Source organism: Pseudomonas sp. A34-9, from assembly GCF_029543085.1.
In the GTDB taxonomy this organism is placed as follows: Bacteria; Pseudomonadota; Gammaproteobacteria; order Pseudomonadales; family Pseudomonadaceae; genus Aquipseudomonas.
On the sequence record NZ_CP119967.1, the window covers coordinates 3,294,553 to 3,308,770 of the forward strand.

Consider the following 14,218-nt stretch of genomic DNA (forward strand, 5'->3'; position numbering starts at 1 on the left):
AGGCTGCGATCTTTTGATTCTGTTTTTTTAAACATCAAAGTCAAAAGATCGCAGCCTTCGGCAGCTCCTGCACCGATTGCGCCAGTATGGCCAAACCAGTCAGCCACATTGATAGCTTTGACCATTGCCCCAACCCCCTCACAGCGCGACTATCCCTCTGTTGTTTACGGTTCCCGGCCTAATAAAAACACAGAGGGATTCTGGCAATGCGCGATTACTTGTCTGCTACCCAACAGTTCAACTATCAGCACACCGTGGATGCCGCGCTCAGCGGTACGCTTGCGGCGCTCAACGCCTGCGTCGAATGTTGTGACCGTCATGCCTTGCCTGGGCGCATTGCCTTGTTCTGGGAAGGCCGCGACGGTGCCAGTGCGACGTATACCTTCAGCGATCTGCAAGACAAAGCCGCGCGTTTTGCCAATTTCCTCCTCGCCCAAGGCGTGCAGAAGGGCGACAAAGTCGCCGGCCTGCTGCCGCGTAACATCGAATTGCTCATCACCGTGTTCGCCACCTGGCGCATCGGCGCGGTGTATCAACCCTTGTTCACCGCGTTCGGCCCCAAAGCCCTCGAACATCGCCTGAGCAGCTCCGGCGCCAAAGTCGTGGTGACCGATGCGGTCAATCGGCCGAAACTCGCTGAAGTCGCCGATTGCCCAACCCTCGTCACCGTCGGCGGCGCGAAAGGTCAGGGCATCGTCCGTGGCGACTTCAGCTTCTGGGCCGAACTGGCCAATTATTCCAATGTGTGTGAACCGGTACTGCTGACCGGCGAAGACCCGTTTCTGCTGATGTTCACCTCGGGCACCACCGGCCCGTCGAAAGCGCTGTCAGTGCCGCTCAAAGCCATCGTCGCGTTCCAGAGTTACACCCGCGACGCCGTCGATCTGCGCCCGGAAGACTCGTTCTGGAACGTCGCCGATCCGGGCTGGGCCTACGGCATCTACTTCGGCGTCACCGGCCCGCTGTCGATGGGCCATCCGATCACCTTTTACGATGGCCCGTTCACCCTCGAAAGCACCTGCCGGGTGATCAACAAGTACGGCATCACCAACCTCACCGGTTCGCCAACGGCTTATCGCTTGCTGATTGCCGGCGGCGACGCGTTCGCCAAGTCGATCAAAGGCAAATTGCGCATCGTCAGCAGCGCCGGCGAACCGCTGAACCCGGAAGTGATCCGCTGGTTCGCCGACAACCTCGACGTGGTCATTCACGACCATTACGGCCAGACCGAACTGGGCATGGTGCTGTGCAACCACCACGGTCTCGACCACGCGGTTCACGTCGGCGCCGCCGGATTCGCATCGCCGGGCCATCGCATCGTCGTGCTCGATGACCAGTACAACGAACTCGGTGTCGGTCAGCCGGGCATTCTTGCCATCGACCGGCCGCAATCGCCGATGTGCTGGTTCGGTGGCTACGAAGGCGCGCCGACCAAAGCCTTCGTCGGCGATTACTACCTCAGCGGCGATACCGTGGAATGGAACCCGGACGGCAGCATCAGCTTCGTCGGCCGCAGTGATGACGTGATCACGACCTCCGGCTATCGCGTCGGCCCGTTCGATGTTGAAAGTGCGTTGATCGAGCACCCGGCGGTGGTCGAAGCGGCGGTGGTCGGCAAGCCCGATCCGGAGCGCACCGAACTGGTCAAAGCCTTTGTGGTGCTGAGTGCGCAATACCGCGCCGCGCCGGAGTTGGCCGAAGAACTGCGCCAACACGTACGCAAGCGTCTGGCCGCGCATTCATACCCGCGTGAAATCGAATTTGTCAGCGAATTGCCCAAGACCCCCAGTGGCAAATTGCAGCGCTTTATCTTGCGCAACCAGGAAATCGCCAAGGCTCAAGAGGCTGCGGCGCATAACGTTTCAGCTTGAATCAGGAAAGACAGTCATGCAGATCGAGAACAAGGTTTTTATCGTCACTGGCGGCGCCTCCGGCCTCGGTGCCGCCACCGCTGAGTTGCTGGTCAGTGCCGGCGCCAAAGTGATGCTGGTGGACATGAATGCCGACGCGGTCGCCGCGCAGGCCCAGCGTCTGGGCGCACAGAGTGTCGTCGCCGACATCAGCAACGAAGCCGCCGCCGAAGCCGCCGTGCAGGCGACGGTCGCAGCGTTTGGCAGCGTCAACGGTCTGGTCAACTGCGCCGGCATCGTCCGTGGCGAGAAGATCCTCGGCAAAAACGGCCCGCATGCGCTGAGCAGTTTCGCGCAAGTGATCAACGTCAACCTGATCGGCAGCTTCAATATGCTGCGCCTGGCCGCTGCGGCGATTGCCGAATCCGAGGCGAACGCAGACGGCGAGCGCGGTGTGATCATCAACACCGCATCGGTCGCGGCGTTCGACGGTCAGATCGGGCAAGCCGCGTATTCTGCTTCCAAAGGCGCGATCGCCAGCCTGACGCTGCCCGCCGCCCGCGAACTGGCGCGCTTCGGCATCCGCGTGATGACCATCGCCCCGGGCATTTTCGAAACGCCGATGATGGCCGGCATGACCCCGGAAGTCCGCGAATCGCTGGCCGCCGGCGTACCGTTCCCGCCGCGTCTGGGCAAGCCCGCCGAGTACGCCGCACTGGTTCGGCATATCATCGAAAACAGCATGCTCAACGGCGAGGTGATCCGTCTCGACGGTGCCTTGCGCATGGCCGCCAAGTAAGGAGCAATTGTCATGACTATTTCCAACGATCCGATTGTTATCGTCAGCGCCGTGCGCACGCCAATGGGCGGTTTTCAGGGCGAATTGAAAAGCCTCACTGCACCGCAATTGGGTGCTGCCGCGATCAAGGCTGCGGTTGAACGCGCCGGTGTCGCCAGCGACGCGGTTGATGAAGTGCTGTTTGGTTGCGTGCTGCCGGCCGGCCTCGGTCAGGCACCCGCGCGTCAGGCCGCACTGGGCGCCGGGCTGGATAAATCGACACGTTGCACCACGGTCAACAAGATGTGCGGTTCGGGCATGGAAACCACCATTCTGGCTCACGACATGCTGGTGGCTGGCAGTGCCGACGTGGTGATAGCCGGTGGCATGGAAAGCATGTCCAACTCGCCGTATCTGCTGGATCGCGCGCGTGCCGGTTACCGCATGGGCCATGGCCGTGTGCTTGACTCGATGTTCCTCGACGGCCTCGAAGACGCCTACGACAAGGGCCGCCTGATGGGCACCTTCGCCGAAGACTGCGCCGAAACCAACGGCTTCAGTCGGGAAGCGCAGGATGCCTTTGCTATCGCTTCGACCACGCGCGCGCAGCAGGCGATCAAGGATGGCAGTTTCAAGGACGAAATCGTCCCGCTGACCGTGACCGTCGGCAAAGAACAGGTGTTGATCAGCCATGACGAGCAGCCACCGAAAGCCAAACTGGACAAGGTCGCCTCGCTGAAACCGGCGTTCCGCGAAGGCGGCACGGTGACTGCAGCGAACTCCAGTTCGATTTCTGACGGCGCGGCGGCGCTGGTGCTGATGCGTCAGTCGCAGGCGCAGAAGCTCGGACTGAAACCGTTGGCCGTGATCCATGGTCATGCCGCGTTCGCTGATACTCCCGGTCTGTTCCCGGTGGCGCCGATTGGCGCGATCAAGAAGCTGATCAAGAAAACCGGTTGGTCGCTGGGTGATGTCAATCTGTTCGAAGTGAACGAAGCGTTTGCCGTGGTCGGCATGGCGGCGATGACGCACCTGGAAATTCCCCACGACAAGTTGAATGTGCATGGCGGTGCCTGTGCCCTGGGCCATCCGATCGGCGCATCGGGGGCGCGGATTCTGGTGACGTTGCTGTCGGCGCTGCGCCAGAGAAAACAAAAACGCGGCATTGCGGCGATTTGCATCGGCGGCGGCGAAGCCACGGCGATGGCTGTGGAATGCCTCTACTAAACACACTCCCTCTGTAGGAGCTGTCGAGTGCAACGAGGCTGCGATCTTTTGATCTTGTTTTTAGATCAAGATCAAAAGATCGCAGCCTTCGGCAGCTCCTACAGGGGACCGTGTGTAACCCGGATTAAGGATTCACCATGATTCCCGACGAAGACCAAACCCAGATCCGCGACATGGCCCGGCAGTTCGCCGAGGAACGCCTCAAGCCGTTCGCCGCCGAGTGGGATCGCGAGCACCGTTTCCCCAAGGAAGCCATCGGTCAAATGGCTGAGCTTGGCTTCTTCGGCATGCTCGTGCCGGAGCAGTGGGGCGGTTGCGACACCGGTTACCTGGCGTACGCCATGGCCCTGGAAGAAATCGCCGCCGGTGACGGCGCCTGCTCGACGATCATGAGCGTGCACAACTCGGTCGGCTGCGTGCCGATCCTCAAGTTCGGCAACGACGATCAGCGCGAACGCTTCCTCAAGCCGCTGGCCAGCGGTGCCATGCTCGGTGCCTTTGCACTGACCGAACCGCAGGCCGGTTCCGACGCCAGCAGCCTGAAAACCCGTGCACGGCTGGAAGGTGATCACTACGTGCTGAACGGCTGCAAACAGTTCATCACCTCCGGGCAAAACGCCGGGATCGTGATTGTCTTTGCGGTGACCGACCCGAGTGCCGGCAAGCGCGGCATCACTGCGTTTATCGTGCCGACGGATTCGCCGGGCTACAAAGTCGCTCGCGTCGAAGACAAGCTCGGCCAACACGCCTCCGACACCTGCCAGATCCTCTTTGAAGACGTCAAAGTACCGGTGGCCAACCGCTTGGGCGAAGAGGGCGAGGGCTACAAGATTGCCCTGGCCAACCTCGAAGGCGGCCGTGTCGGCATCGCTTCGCAAGCGGTGGGCATGGCCCGCGCCGCATTCGAAGCGGCGCGTGATTACGCCCGTGAACGTGACACTTTCGGCAAGCCGATCATCGAGCATCAGGCAGTGGCTTTCCGCTTGGCTGACATGGCCACGCAGATCGCCGTCGCCCGGCAGATGGTGCATTACGCCGCCGCCCTGCGTGACAGCGGCCAACCGGCACTGGTCGAGGCGTCGATGGCCAAACTGTTCGCTTCGGAAATGGCCGAGAAGGTCTGTTCAATGGCGTTGCAAACCCTCGGTGGTTACGGTTACCTCAACGACTTCCCGCTGGAACGCATCTACCGCGACGTGCGCGTCTGCCAGATCTACGAAGGCACCAGCGACATTCAGCGCATGGTCATTTCGCGCAACCTATAAACCCAACCCCTTGTAGGAACTGCCGCAGGCTGCGATCTTTTGACTTTGATTTTTTAAAACAGGATCAACAGATCGCAGCCTGCGGCAGCTCCTACAGGGGGCGAATTGAGGAGTTATGTATGACTTACGAAACCATTCTGCTGGAAACCCACGGCCGCGTTGGCCTGATCACCCTGAACCGCCCGCAAGCGCTGAATGCCCTGAATGCGCAACTGGTCAGCGAAGTGAACCAGGCCCTTGATGCGCTGGAAGCCGATGTGAACATCGGTTGCATCGTCCTCACTGGCTCGAAAAAGGCCTTTGCCGCCGGCGCCGACATCAAGGAAATGGCCGAGCTGACCTACCCGCAGATCTACATGGACGACCTGTTCAGCGACAGCGATCGCGTGGCTAACCGCCGTAAGCCGATCATCGCGGCGGTCAACGGTTTCGCCCTCGGCGGTGGCTGTGAACTGGCGTTGATGTGCGACTTCATTCTGGCCGGTGACAACGCAAAATTCGGTCAACCGGAAATCAATCTCGGTGTGTTGCCGGGCATGGGCGGCACCCAGCGCCTGACTCGCGCCGTCGGCAAGGCGAAAGCCATGGAAATGTGCCTGAGCGGGCGCTTGATTGATGCGGTTGAAGCTGAGCGGTGCGGCATTGTCGCGCGGATTGTACCGAGCGATGAGTTGCTGGACGAAGCGCTGAAGGTGGCGACGGTGATTGCCAGCAAGTCGCTGCCGATTGCGATGATGGTCAAAGAGAGCGTGAATCGTGCCTTTGAAGTGAACCTGACTGAGGGCGTGCGCTTTGAGCGTCGGGTGTTCCATGCGGCGTTTGCCACGCAGGATCAGAAGGAAGGGATGGCGGCGTTCATTTCCAAGCGTGAGGCTGAGTTCAAGGGCAAGTAACGCCGTCAACAGCGAAGAGCCCCTCACCCTAACCCTCTCCCGGAGGGAGAGGGGACTGATTGGGGGATGCTTGAAATTTACGCCGACCTGATCCTGCTTAAGCGAATCCATAATCGACTCGATCTTTCAGGTCGATGTCTCACGCCATACACCTCGATCGGCTCCCTCTCCCGGAGGGAGAGGGACTGCTAGGGGATGCTTCAGAGATACGCCGACCTGAAAGAGCTTTACCGAATCCATAATCGACTTGGTTTATCCAATCGATAATCGACCCGGTCTCTCAGGTCGATGTATGACGCCAGACACCTCGGTCGGCTCCCTCTCCCTCTGGGAGAGGGCTGGGGTGAGGGTAAGGGGCCGACACCATCACAACTGATAGTTCTTCAGTTCCCGCGCAATGACCATCCGCTGAATCTCGCTCGAGCCTTCATAGATCTGTGTAATCCGCGCATCACGGTAGTACTTCTCCACCGGATAGTCCTCCAGATACCCATACCCGCCATGAATCTGAATCGCCGACGAACACACCTTCTCGGCCATTTCCGAGGCAAACAGCTTGGCCTGCGAAGCCTCCGACAGGCACGGTTTGCCCGCCGTTCGCAGACGCGCCGCGTGCAGGATCATCAACCGCGCCGCGTTGATTTGCATGTGCATGTCGGCCAGCAGGTTGGCGATGCTCTGGTGCTCATTGATCGGTTTGCCGAACTGAATACGGTCGCGCGAATACACCAGCGCCGCTTCAAACGCCGCGCGGGCAATGCCCAGTGCTTGCGCGGCGATGCCAATGCGTCCGCCTTCAAGGTTGGACAGGGCGATCGCCAGACCTTTGCCGCGTTCGCCGAGCAGATTGGCCTCGGGAATGCTGCAGTTGTTCAGCGTCACCGCGCAGGTATCCGAAGCGCGGATGCCCATCTTGTGTTCGGTGCGATCGACGATGAAACCCGCCGTATCGGTAGGCACCAGAAACGCCGAAATACCTTTCTTGCCCAAGTCCGGATCCGTCACCGCAAACACAATCGCCAGCTTCGCCCGTTTGCCATTGCTGACAAATTGCTTGGCGCCGTTGATCACCCACTGGCCGTCACGCAGTTCGGCGCGGGTGCGCAGGTTGTGCGCTTCCGAACCGGCCTGAGGTTCGGTCAGGCAGAAGCAACCGATGGTTTGCCCACTGGCAAGATCCGCCAGCCAGGTCTGTTTCTGCGCTTCGCTGCCGTAGTTGAGCACCGGGCCGCAGCCGACCGAATTGTGGATGCTCATGAAGGCGCCAGTCGCGCCGTCACCGGCGGAAATCTCTTCCACGGCCAAGGCGTAAGCAACGTAATCGACGTAGGTGCCGCCCCATTCTTCGGGTACCACCATGCCGAGCAAACCGAGTTCGCCCATCTTCGCGACGAGGGCGTCGTCGATCCAGCCAGCCTTTTCCCAGGCCTGCGCGTGCGGCGCGATTTCGCCACGGGCAAAGTCCCGGGCCATGTCGCGGATCATTACTTGTTCTTCAGTCAGTTCGAGATCGTGCATGGCTCAGCTCCCGCTCTCGGCAAATTCGTCAAAGAAACTCGCGACATGGCCTGCGTCCAGCGCAGCCAGGGTCGGCGGGTTCCAGCGCGGTGTCTTGTCTTTATCAATCAGCAGGGCGCGCACGCCTTCGATCAGGTCGCCACGGGCGAACCACTGGCGATCCAGATGCAACTCGAGTGCGAAGCACTGTTCCAGGCTCAAGTGCCGGCCACGACGAAGCATCTCCAGCGTCACGGCCATGGCCAGCGGTGAGCGGGTTTCCAGCAGATCAGCCGTGGTGGTCGCCCATTCGTGGCTGTCGGCGACAGTCACCGCGCGAAGCTGCTCAACCATGCTCGGCACATCCGCCAGGGCGAAGAAGTGGTCGATCGCCGGGCGCAAGGCCTCAAGCGGCGCATCGGGCAGGGTTTGCACGGCGTGTTTGGCCAGCAGGTTTTGCAGCGCCTTGAGCGGCGTGTCCTGCCATTCCATCTGATCCAGTCGTTCGTCGAGCAGCGCCAGTTTGCTGCTGTCCAGATACCAGTCGGCCAGCCCGCAATACAGCGCATCGGCCGCACGGATCTGCACGCCGCTGACACCCAGATAAATCCCCAGCTCACCGGGAATACGTGGCAGGAAATAACTGCCACCGACATCCGGGAAATAACCGATGGCCACCTCCGGCATCGCCAGTCGGCTCCGCTCGGTGACCACGCGCAGATCGGCGCCTTGCACCAGGCCCATGCCGCCGCCGAGGACAAAACCGTCCATCAAGGCCAGTACCGGTTTGCGGTAGTGATGAATCGTCAGGTCGAGGGCATATTCCTCAACGAAGAAATCTTCGTGCAGCGTGTCGCCGCTTTTGAAACTGTCGTAAAGGGAACGGATGTCGCCACCGGCGCAGAAGGCTTTTTCACCGGCACCGCGCAGGACCACCGCATGCACATCGGCGTCAGTCGCCCAGGCATCGAGTTGCTGTTGCAGCAGACGCACCATGTCGAGGGTGATGGCATTGAGACCGGCGGGGCGATTGAGGGTCAGGTGACCGATGTGGTTGCGAACCTCGGCCAGCACTTCGTGTTGCGTGGCATCCATGGACGGTGTCCGCTGGGATGAAGCCTGAGCTGTCATCAGTAACTCCCTGCTTTTATTGTCTTTATTCGAGAAGCTCGCGCGCGAGCGTTAACCGATCGTAACAGTGCAAATTTGCCCTGTACAACCGGGATATTCGCAGGGGGAGTTTGCGTTTTTACCTTGGTCGAAAATGTGCGCGCTCATGTAGGAGCTGCCGAAGGCTGCGATCTTTTGATCTTGCCCTTAAATGAAAAAATCAACAGATCGCAGCCTGCGGCAGCTCCTACACAGGGGATCAGGTGAAGGTTTGGGTAATGCTGCGGCGCTTGGCGTGCAGTTCGCTGGTGTGGATCAGTTGTTCGAGGTCTTCGGGGGTGATGTCGATGAAGGCTTCCATATCGGCCAACGCGAGTTTGAGGTCTTCAGCGGTGATCGCCTGACTGTCGACCGCGGCCACCATCGGCGCTGGGTCAGCGGGGCGTTTCGGGTAACGAATGCGTGTCAGGTTGTTGTAGGCGAGGGCACTGAGCAGCATGCACGCCGCGCCGAGCATCACCGGTTCCATGGCTTTCCAGTCCAGGGCGATGGTCGCGGGGTCCGCCAGTACCAGCGTCAGTGCCAACGCCCCGGCCGGTGGATGCAGGCAACGCAGCCAGCACATCAGAATCAGCGCCGTGCCCGCCGCCAGGCACGCGCTGCCGAGCGTCCGCCCGAGCACATGGGCCACCAGCAACGCGACGACACCCGCACATAAATACCCGCCAAGAATCGACCACGGCTGAGCGAGAGCGCCAGAGGACACGGCAAACAGCAGCACGGCTGATGCCCCCAGCGGGCCAATCAGGTGATAGGCGACTTCATGGCCAAACACCTGCGCGCACAACCACACGCTGAACAATGTGCCCAGCGCCATGCCGATGGCGGCGCGGCTCCATTCGGTCGGGCGGGTATTGATGGCGGCAGGCAACCAGCGAGCGAGCATGTGAATCCAATCCTTGCAGCAAATTCGAGGCAAAAAAAAGGACTTGTCCGGCATATCCGGAAAGCCCTCGAAGCGTTCCAACATTGGGGGAGGAACGTGCACAGTGTGCCGATCAATCACGATGCTGACAAATTCATATTAATGAAGACTTAGTGCATTAATTTTGCACTGAAGCCGCTCGCCGTCCACTGAGGAAACACAGGGTGCCGCCAAACGCGGTGAGTGCGCTCAAGGCGTAGAACATCGTCGGTGCCGGTGTGTGCATCAACAGGAAGCCGCAGATCACCGGGCTCAGCGCGCCGCCCAGCGCGGCCAGATTCTGCGCGCCGTAGTAGCTGCCGCGCAGTTCGTCCGGGGCCAGGGTGTCGACGAAGAGGAACTCCGACGGGTAAATGATCATTTCGCCAAGGGTGAAAACGAACATGGCGATGCACCAACTGAGCAAGCTGTCGGCAAGGCTGAAACCGATCAAGCCGAGGATGAACAGGCTGGTGCCGGCGGCGATCCAGTAGCGCAGTTTTTCGCGACTGAGGAAACGGCCGATCTGATATTGCAGGAGGATCACCGTGATCGCGTTGCAGGCGAGCAGGGCGGCCATGACTTGCAAGGCGCGCCTGGAATCACTGACCACCAGCAGGTATTGCGACAGATACAGGGTGAATCGCCCGTGCACCACGGTGCTGAGCAGGCAACCGCAGGTGAACATGATCAAGGTGCGATCGTTTTTCAGGGTCACCAGGGTTTTCAGGAAGCTTTGCGGCTGACTGATCACGGCGACCGCTTCGGCGTCTTTCGGTATGCCGATCATCAGGAAGATGCTGCCGAAGGCGATCGCCGCCGCAATCAGAAACGGCGCAATCGGATAATGCCCGGCGATTACCACGCCGAGCATCGGCCCGGTGGCGTAGCCGATGTTGGTCAGCGTGTAACGCAAGGAAAACGCCTTGGCTCGTTGGCTCATCGGCAGTTTTTCACTGAGGATCGCCTTGGAGCCGATGAGGAACAGCGCCGACGCGGTCTCGGTGATCACCAGTGTGGCGGTGGTCAGGTACAGATCTTTGGCAAACGTCAGCAGGACGAAACCGATGGCGCTGGAGAGCATCGCGACAATCAGCAGCCGACGTTTTTCCAGGCGATCGATGATGTAGCCGCCGTACAGCGCGAGCAGGGTGGCGATAAACACCGCAATGCCCAGCAGCAGCCCGACGTCCTGTTGGTTGAGGCCCAGTTTGGTGCTCAGAAACAGCGTCAGCAGCGGACTGGTGATGGCGCGGCTGACGACGATGGTCAGCGAGACGATCATCAGACGGCGGATGACGAGCGAGTAAGTGGCCACGGGGAATCGAATGTCCTTATTTCAGTTGTTTGTGTGTTCGGCTTTAGACCGGGTCGCATCCTTCGCGAACAGGCTCGCTCCCACAGGGAATGCCTGAACACTGGAGATCCAATGTGGCAGCGAGTCGCTCATGGCAGATAGTCCCGATAGTGCCGCTCATAAACCGCCGCCGGATGATCTTCGCTGACCGGCGCTGCGGTTTCTGCCCACCATTGCGCAACCTCGGCGCCGCTGGCGATCCACACATCATCGTGCTGTTGAATGCCTTGCAGCAACTCGCGCAGCACGCCGATGCGCCCCGGGGTGGCGATGATTTCCGGGTGCAGGCGCAGCACATAGCACAGGCCAAAGCGATGGAACCCGGCGAAGTCCATTTGCAGATTGCCGAGGGTGTGGCTGTACGAGGCAATCCGCGATTGCGCCGGCGGCACGGCGGGGCTGAGGTTGAAGGCGAAGTACGGCTCGTCTTCCAGTTCGTAATGCAGCGGCAGTTCGATCACCTCGGGCGCCGTCGGGTGGGCGAACGGCAAATCATCGCCGCGCCACGAAGACGACCAGACGATGCCATGGTCTTTCAACGCCTCAATGAAACCCGGCGCACCGTTGCCGGCGGGGATGCGAAACCCGGTCGGGCGTTGACCGGTCAGGGCCTCAAGCGCTGCACAACCTTTGCCGACTTCAGCACGTTGTGCGGCCAGATCGAGACCGTCGTAATCCTGATGCCGATACCCGGCGCAGGCGATCTCATGCCCACCGGCGAGTATCGCGGTGATGTGCTGCGGGTTTTCTTCGGCGACGATGCCGGGGACGAACCAACTGCTGCGCACTCCCAGTTCCGCGAACAGTTCGAGCAGGCGCGTAACGCCACGCTCGGTGCCATAACGCCAGACCGACAAGGTCTTGTCACGACCGGCCACTTCGGGGGCCTGGGTGAGAATGCCGTGGATGTCGTTGTAGTCGACCGTCAGCACCACCGCGCAGCGTTTGCCGTCGGGCCAGCGCGTGGTTGGCAAAACCTCGGAATCAGCCATGGTGATACTCCTTCAGCCACCAACGGGCGACATCGCGGCAGGTGGCGAACCACACGTCATCGCGCTGGCGCATGTGTTCGAAGAGTTTTTCCAGCAACAGGATGCGCCCCGGTTTGCCGGTGATCTTCGGGTGAAACAGCGTGGTCAGGCACAGGCCTTCGTCCATCGCGCCGTCGTATTCGCGTTGCCAGTTGTCGAGGGTCAATTCATAACTGGCGGTGCGGTCGAGGCCCGACGGGAAGTTCGGCGCGCGGGTGTAGGCGAGGGAGGCGTAGTCGTCCATTTCCCAACGCCCGGGGATTTCCACCAGCGGTGTGCTGTGCCCGGGAACGTTGACCAGATACGGACGATCGTCGCCGCGCATGCTGCTCGAATAGATCACGCCGTTGTCGGCCAGCATCGCCGGGGTTTCGGCGCGCCAGTCACCGGACGGGGTGCGGAAGCCTTCGGCGCGAATGTGCAGGTGTTGCCAGAACACGTCTCTGGACTTGGCCATGACGGCTTGCTGCTGGTCCAGCGTCAGGGCGTAAAAGGATTCGTGTTTGTAGCCGTGGTACGCGACTTCATGGCCGCGTTCGACGATGGCCTGGCATTGTTTTGGCCAGTTCTCGACGACCCATGCCGGGACGAAAAACGTCGTGGGAATGTTGAACGCGTCGAGCAGGTCGAGCAGACGTGGCAGGGCACGATAAGGCCCGTAGCCGCCGAAGCCGAAGTACTCGGGTTTGCGCCAGATCGAGCCGTTGAGCATGGCGTCGCCGGTCGGGCCATCGAGGTCGAAGGCCAGGGCGAGGCAGGCTTTGTGCGGGTCGGGCCAGGTGGGTTGGCACGAAGACATGGTTGTCGCTCTCCGGTGTTGAATCAATAGAAACCCTCACCCCAGCCCTCTCCCAGAGGGAGAGGGAGCCGACCGAGGTGTTCTGCCGCCTTGCATCGACCTGAAAGATCGCGGCGAACTCAGGCGCTGCGTCGTCGAACTCAGGTTTCGAACACTTGAAGATCAGCTCCCTTTACCCCTTGAGGGAGAGGGAGCCGACCGAGGTGTTCTGCCGCCTTGCATCGACCTGAAAGATCGCGGCGAACTCAGGCGCTGTGTCGTCGAACTCAGGTTTCGAACACTTGAAGATCAGCTCCCTTTACCCCTTGAGGGAGAGGGAGCCGACCGAGGTGTTCTGCCGCCTTGCATCGACCTGAAAGATCGCGGCGAACTCAGGCGCTGTGTCGTCGAACTCAGGTTTCGAACACTTGAAGATCAGCTCCCTTTACCCCTTGAGGGAGAGGAGCCGACCGAGGTGTTCTGCCGTCTTGCATCGACCTGAAAGATCGCGGCGAACTCAGGCGCTGTGTCGTCGAACTCAGGTTTCGAACACTTGAAGATCAGCTCCCTTTCCCCCTCGCCCCCTTGGGGGAGAGGGTTGGGGTGAGGGGGGATCGATCTCGACAGTTACTTGCCCGCGTTGACGGTCACTTCCTTGATTGCGCCCAGTTCCACGTCCCATTTCTTCAGGATCGCGCCATAGCTGCCGTCATCGACCATGCTCTGCAACGCCACCTTCACCGCCTCACTCAGCTCAGGCTTTTTCTTGCTCACGCCCAGACCGGTGAACTGCACGGAGATCGGCTGGCCGACAGTCTTGTACATGTCCTTTTCCTGAGTTTTCAGGTACGACAGGGTCTCGCTGCCTTGCATCGCCGCGTCAATGCGGCTCTGGCGCAGTTGCGCGCGGGCGTCGGCCGAGCCTTCGGTGCCGATCACGTTGATTGCCGGTTTGCCGGCGGCTTCACAGTTGGCTTTGCTCCATGCGGCGATTTCCGCCGGGAACGTAGTGCGGCGGCTGGTGCCGACTTTCTTGCCGCACAGGTCGATGATCTCGTTGGTCGCCGCGTTCTTCTGCAAGGTGTAGAACTGCGGGCCGCTGGTGAAGTAGTCGACGAAGGTCACACTGGCCTGACGCTCGGCAGTGTCGGTCATGCCCGACAGCACCAGGTCAACGCGGTCAGTGGTCAGCGCGTTGATCATTTGCTCGAAGCCGGTTTCCTGCCATTTGATCTTCACGCCCAGACGTTCGGCCAGGGCATTGCCCAGGTCGTAGTCGAGGCCGGTGAGGGTGTTGGTGGCCGGGTCCTTGAAATCCATCGGCGGGTAGTTCGGCATGATCGCGACAACGATCTCGCCTTTGTCCTTGATGCTGGCCGGCAAATCGGCGGCCACGGCGAAACCGCAAGACATGACGGACGCGAGTACAGCGGGGATAACGAAATTCTTCATGGTCGTTCTCTTATGA

12 protein-coding genes are annotated in these 14,218 nt (G+C 60.7%); 5 read left to right on the forward strand and 7 right to left on the reverse strand.

Features of this window, described 5'->3' with window-relative positions; genetic code table 11:
- Window positions 1-206: 206 nt before the first annotated feature.
- The 5 genes from P3G59_RS14620 (at window position 207) to P3G59_RS14640 (ending at window position 6,013) form a co-directional block, all read left to right on the forward strand.
- Window positions 207-1,871, forward strand: a complete 1,665-nt coding sequence (locus P3G59_RS14620) for an AMP-binding protein (RefSeq protein ID WP_277757776.1) — start codon at window positions 207-209, stop codon at window positions 1,869-1,871.
- Between the two features lie 16 nt (window positions 1,872-1,887).
- Window positions 1,888-2,649, forward strand: a complete 762-nt coding sequence (locus P3G59_RS14625) for an SDR family NAD(P)-dependent oxidoreductase (RefSeq protein WP_277757777.1) — start codon at window positions 1,888-1,890, stop codon at window positions 2,647-2,649.
- A gap of 12 nt (window positions 2,650-2,661) precedes the next feature.
- Window positions 2,662-3,855, forward strand: coding sequence for an acetyl-CoA C-acyltransferase (locus P3G59_RS14630; RefSeq protein ID WP_277757778.1), 1,194 nt, complete (start codon window positions 2,662-2,664; stop codon window positions 3,853-3,855).
- 137 nt (window positions 3,856-3,992) lie between these two features.
- On the forward strand, window positions 3,993-5,120 hold the full coding sequence (locus P3G59_RS14635; protein ID WP_277757779.1) for an acyl-CoA dehydrogenase: 1,128 nt from the start codon (window positions 3,993-3,995) through the stop codon (window positions 5,118-5,120).
- Between the two features lie 119 nt (window positions 5,121-5,239).
- Window positions 5,240-6,013: an enoyl-CoA hydratase gene (locus tag P3G59_RS14640; RefSeq protein ID WP_277757780.1), complete on the forward strand. Its 774-nt coding sequence runs from the start codon at window positions 5,240-5,242 to the stop codon at window positions 6,011-6,013.
- Window positions 6,014-6,379: 366 nt separating this feature from the next.
- On the opposite strand, the gene P3G59_RS14645 is transcribed toward P3G59_RS14640, so the two are convergent.
- From P3G59_RS14645 to P3G59_RS14675, 7 genes are all read right to left on the reverse strand, one after another.
- Complete coding sequence (locus tag P3G59_RS14645; RefSeq protein WP_003224706.1) at window positions 6,380-7,531, reverse strand: acyl-CoA dehydrogenase family protein; 1,152 nt, start codon at window positions 7,529-7,531, stop codon at window positions 6,380-6,382.
- 3 nt (window positions 7,532-7,534) lie between these two features.
- Window positions 7,535-8,641: an enoyl-CoA hydratase/isomerase family protein gene (locus P3G59_RS14650; RefSeq protein ID WP_277757781.1), complete on the reverse strand. Its 1,107-nt coding sequence runs from the start codon at window positions 8,639-8,641 to the stop codon at window positions 7,535-7,537.
- A 238-nt stretch (window positions 8,642-8,879) separates the two neighbouring features.
- Window positions 8,880-9,566, reverse strand: coding sequence for an HPP family protein (locus P3G59_RS14655; RefSeq protein WP_277757782.1), 687 nt, complete (start codon window positions 9,564-9,566; stop codon window positions 8,880-8,882).
- Window positions 9,567-9,723: 157 nt separating this feature from the next.
- On the reverse strand, window positions 9,724-10,902 hold the full coding sequence (locus P3G59_RS14660; protein ID WP_277757783.1) for an MFS transporter: 1,179 nt from the start codon (window positions 10,900-10,902) through the stop codon (window positions 9,724-9,726).
- Between the two features lie 128 nt (window positions 10,903-11,030).
- Window positions 11,031-11,933, reverse strand: coding sequence for a polysaccharide deacetylase (locus tag P3G59_RS14665; protein WP_277757784.1), 903 nt, complete (start codon window positions 11,931-11,933; stop codon window positions 11,031-11,033).
- Complete coding sequence (locus P3G59_RS14670; protein ID WP_277757785.1) at window positions 11,926-12,771, reverse strand: polysaccharide deacetylase; 846 nt, start codon at window positions 12,769-12,771, stop codon at window positions 11,926-11,928. The genes P3G59_RS14665 and P3G59_RS14670 overlap by 8 nt, the downstream gene beginning before the upstream one ends.
- A 606-nt stretch (window positions 12,772-13,377) precedes the next feature.
- The gene (locus tag P3G59_RS14675; protein ID WP_277757786.1) at window positions 13,378-14,202 is read right to left on the reverse strand and encodes an ABC transporter substrate-binding protein; all 825 of its coding nucleotides are present in this window, start codon (window positions 14,200-14,202) and stop codon (window positions 13,378-13,380) included.
- Window positions 14,203-14,218 lie beyond the last annotated feature (16 nt).

Excerpts from the sequence above, each read along its gene's own strand:
- P3G59_RS14665 (WP_277757784.1), bottom strand. The coding sequence starts at position 11,933 with ATGGCTGATTCCGAGGTTTTGCCAACCACGCGCTGGCCCGACGGCAAA.
- P3G59_RS14655 (WP_277757782.1), bottom strand. The coding sequence starts at position 9,566 with ATGCTCGCTCGCTGGTTGCCTGCCGCCATCAATACCCGCCCGACCGAA.
- P3G59_RS14650 (WP_277757781.1), bottom strand. The coding sequence starts at position 8,641 with ATGACAGCTCAGGCTTCATCCCAGCGGACACCGTCCATGGATGCCACG.
- P3G59_RS14670 (WP_277757785.1), bottom strand. The coding sequence starts at position 12,771 with ATGTCTTCGTGCCAACCCACCTGGCCCGACCCGCACAAAGCCTGCCTC.
- P3G59_RS14620 (WP_277757776.1), top strand. The coding sequence starts at position 207 with ATGCGCGATTACTTGTCTGCTACCCAACAGTTCAACTATCAGCACACC.
- P3G59_RS14675 (WP_277757786.1), bottom strand. The coding sequence starts at position 14,202 with ATGAAGAATTTCGTTATCCCCGCTGTACTCGCGTCCGTCATGTCTTGC.
- P3G59_RS14625 (WP_277757777.1), top strand. The coding sequence starts at position 1,888 with ATGCAGATCGAGAACAAGGTTTTTATCGTCACTGGCGGCGCCTCCGGC.
- P3G59_RS14635 (WP_277757779.1), top strand. The coding sequence starts at position 3,993 with ATGATTCCCGACGAAGACCAAACCCAGATCCGCGACATGGCCCGGCAG.
- P3G59_RS14645 (WP_003224706.1), bottom strand. The coding sequence starts at position 7,531 with ATGCACGATCTCGAACTGACTGAAGAACAAGTAATGATCCGCGACATG.
- P3G59_RS14630 (WP_277757778.1), top strand. The coding sequence starts at position 2,662 with ATGACTATTTCCAACGATCCGATTGTTATCGTCAGCGCCGTGCGCACG.
- P3G59_RS14640 (WP_277757780.1), top strand. The coding sequence starts at position 5,240 with ATGACTTACGAAACCATTCTGCTGGAAACCCACGGCCGCGTTGGCCTG.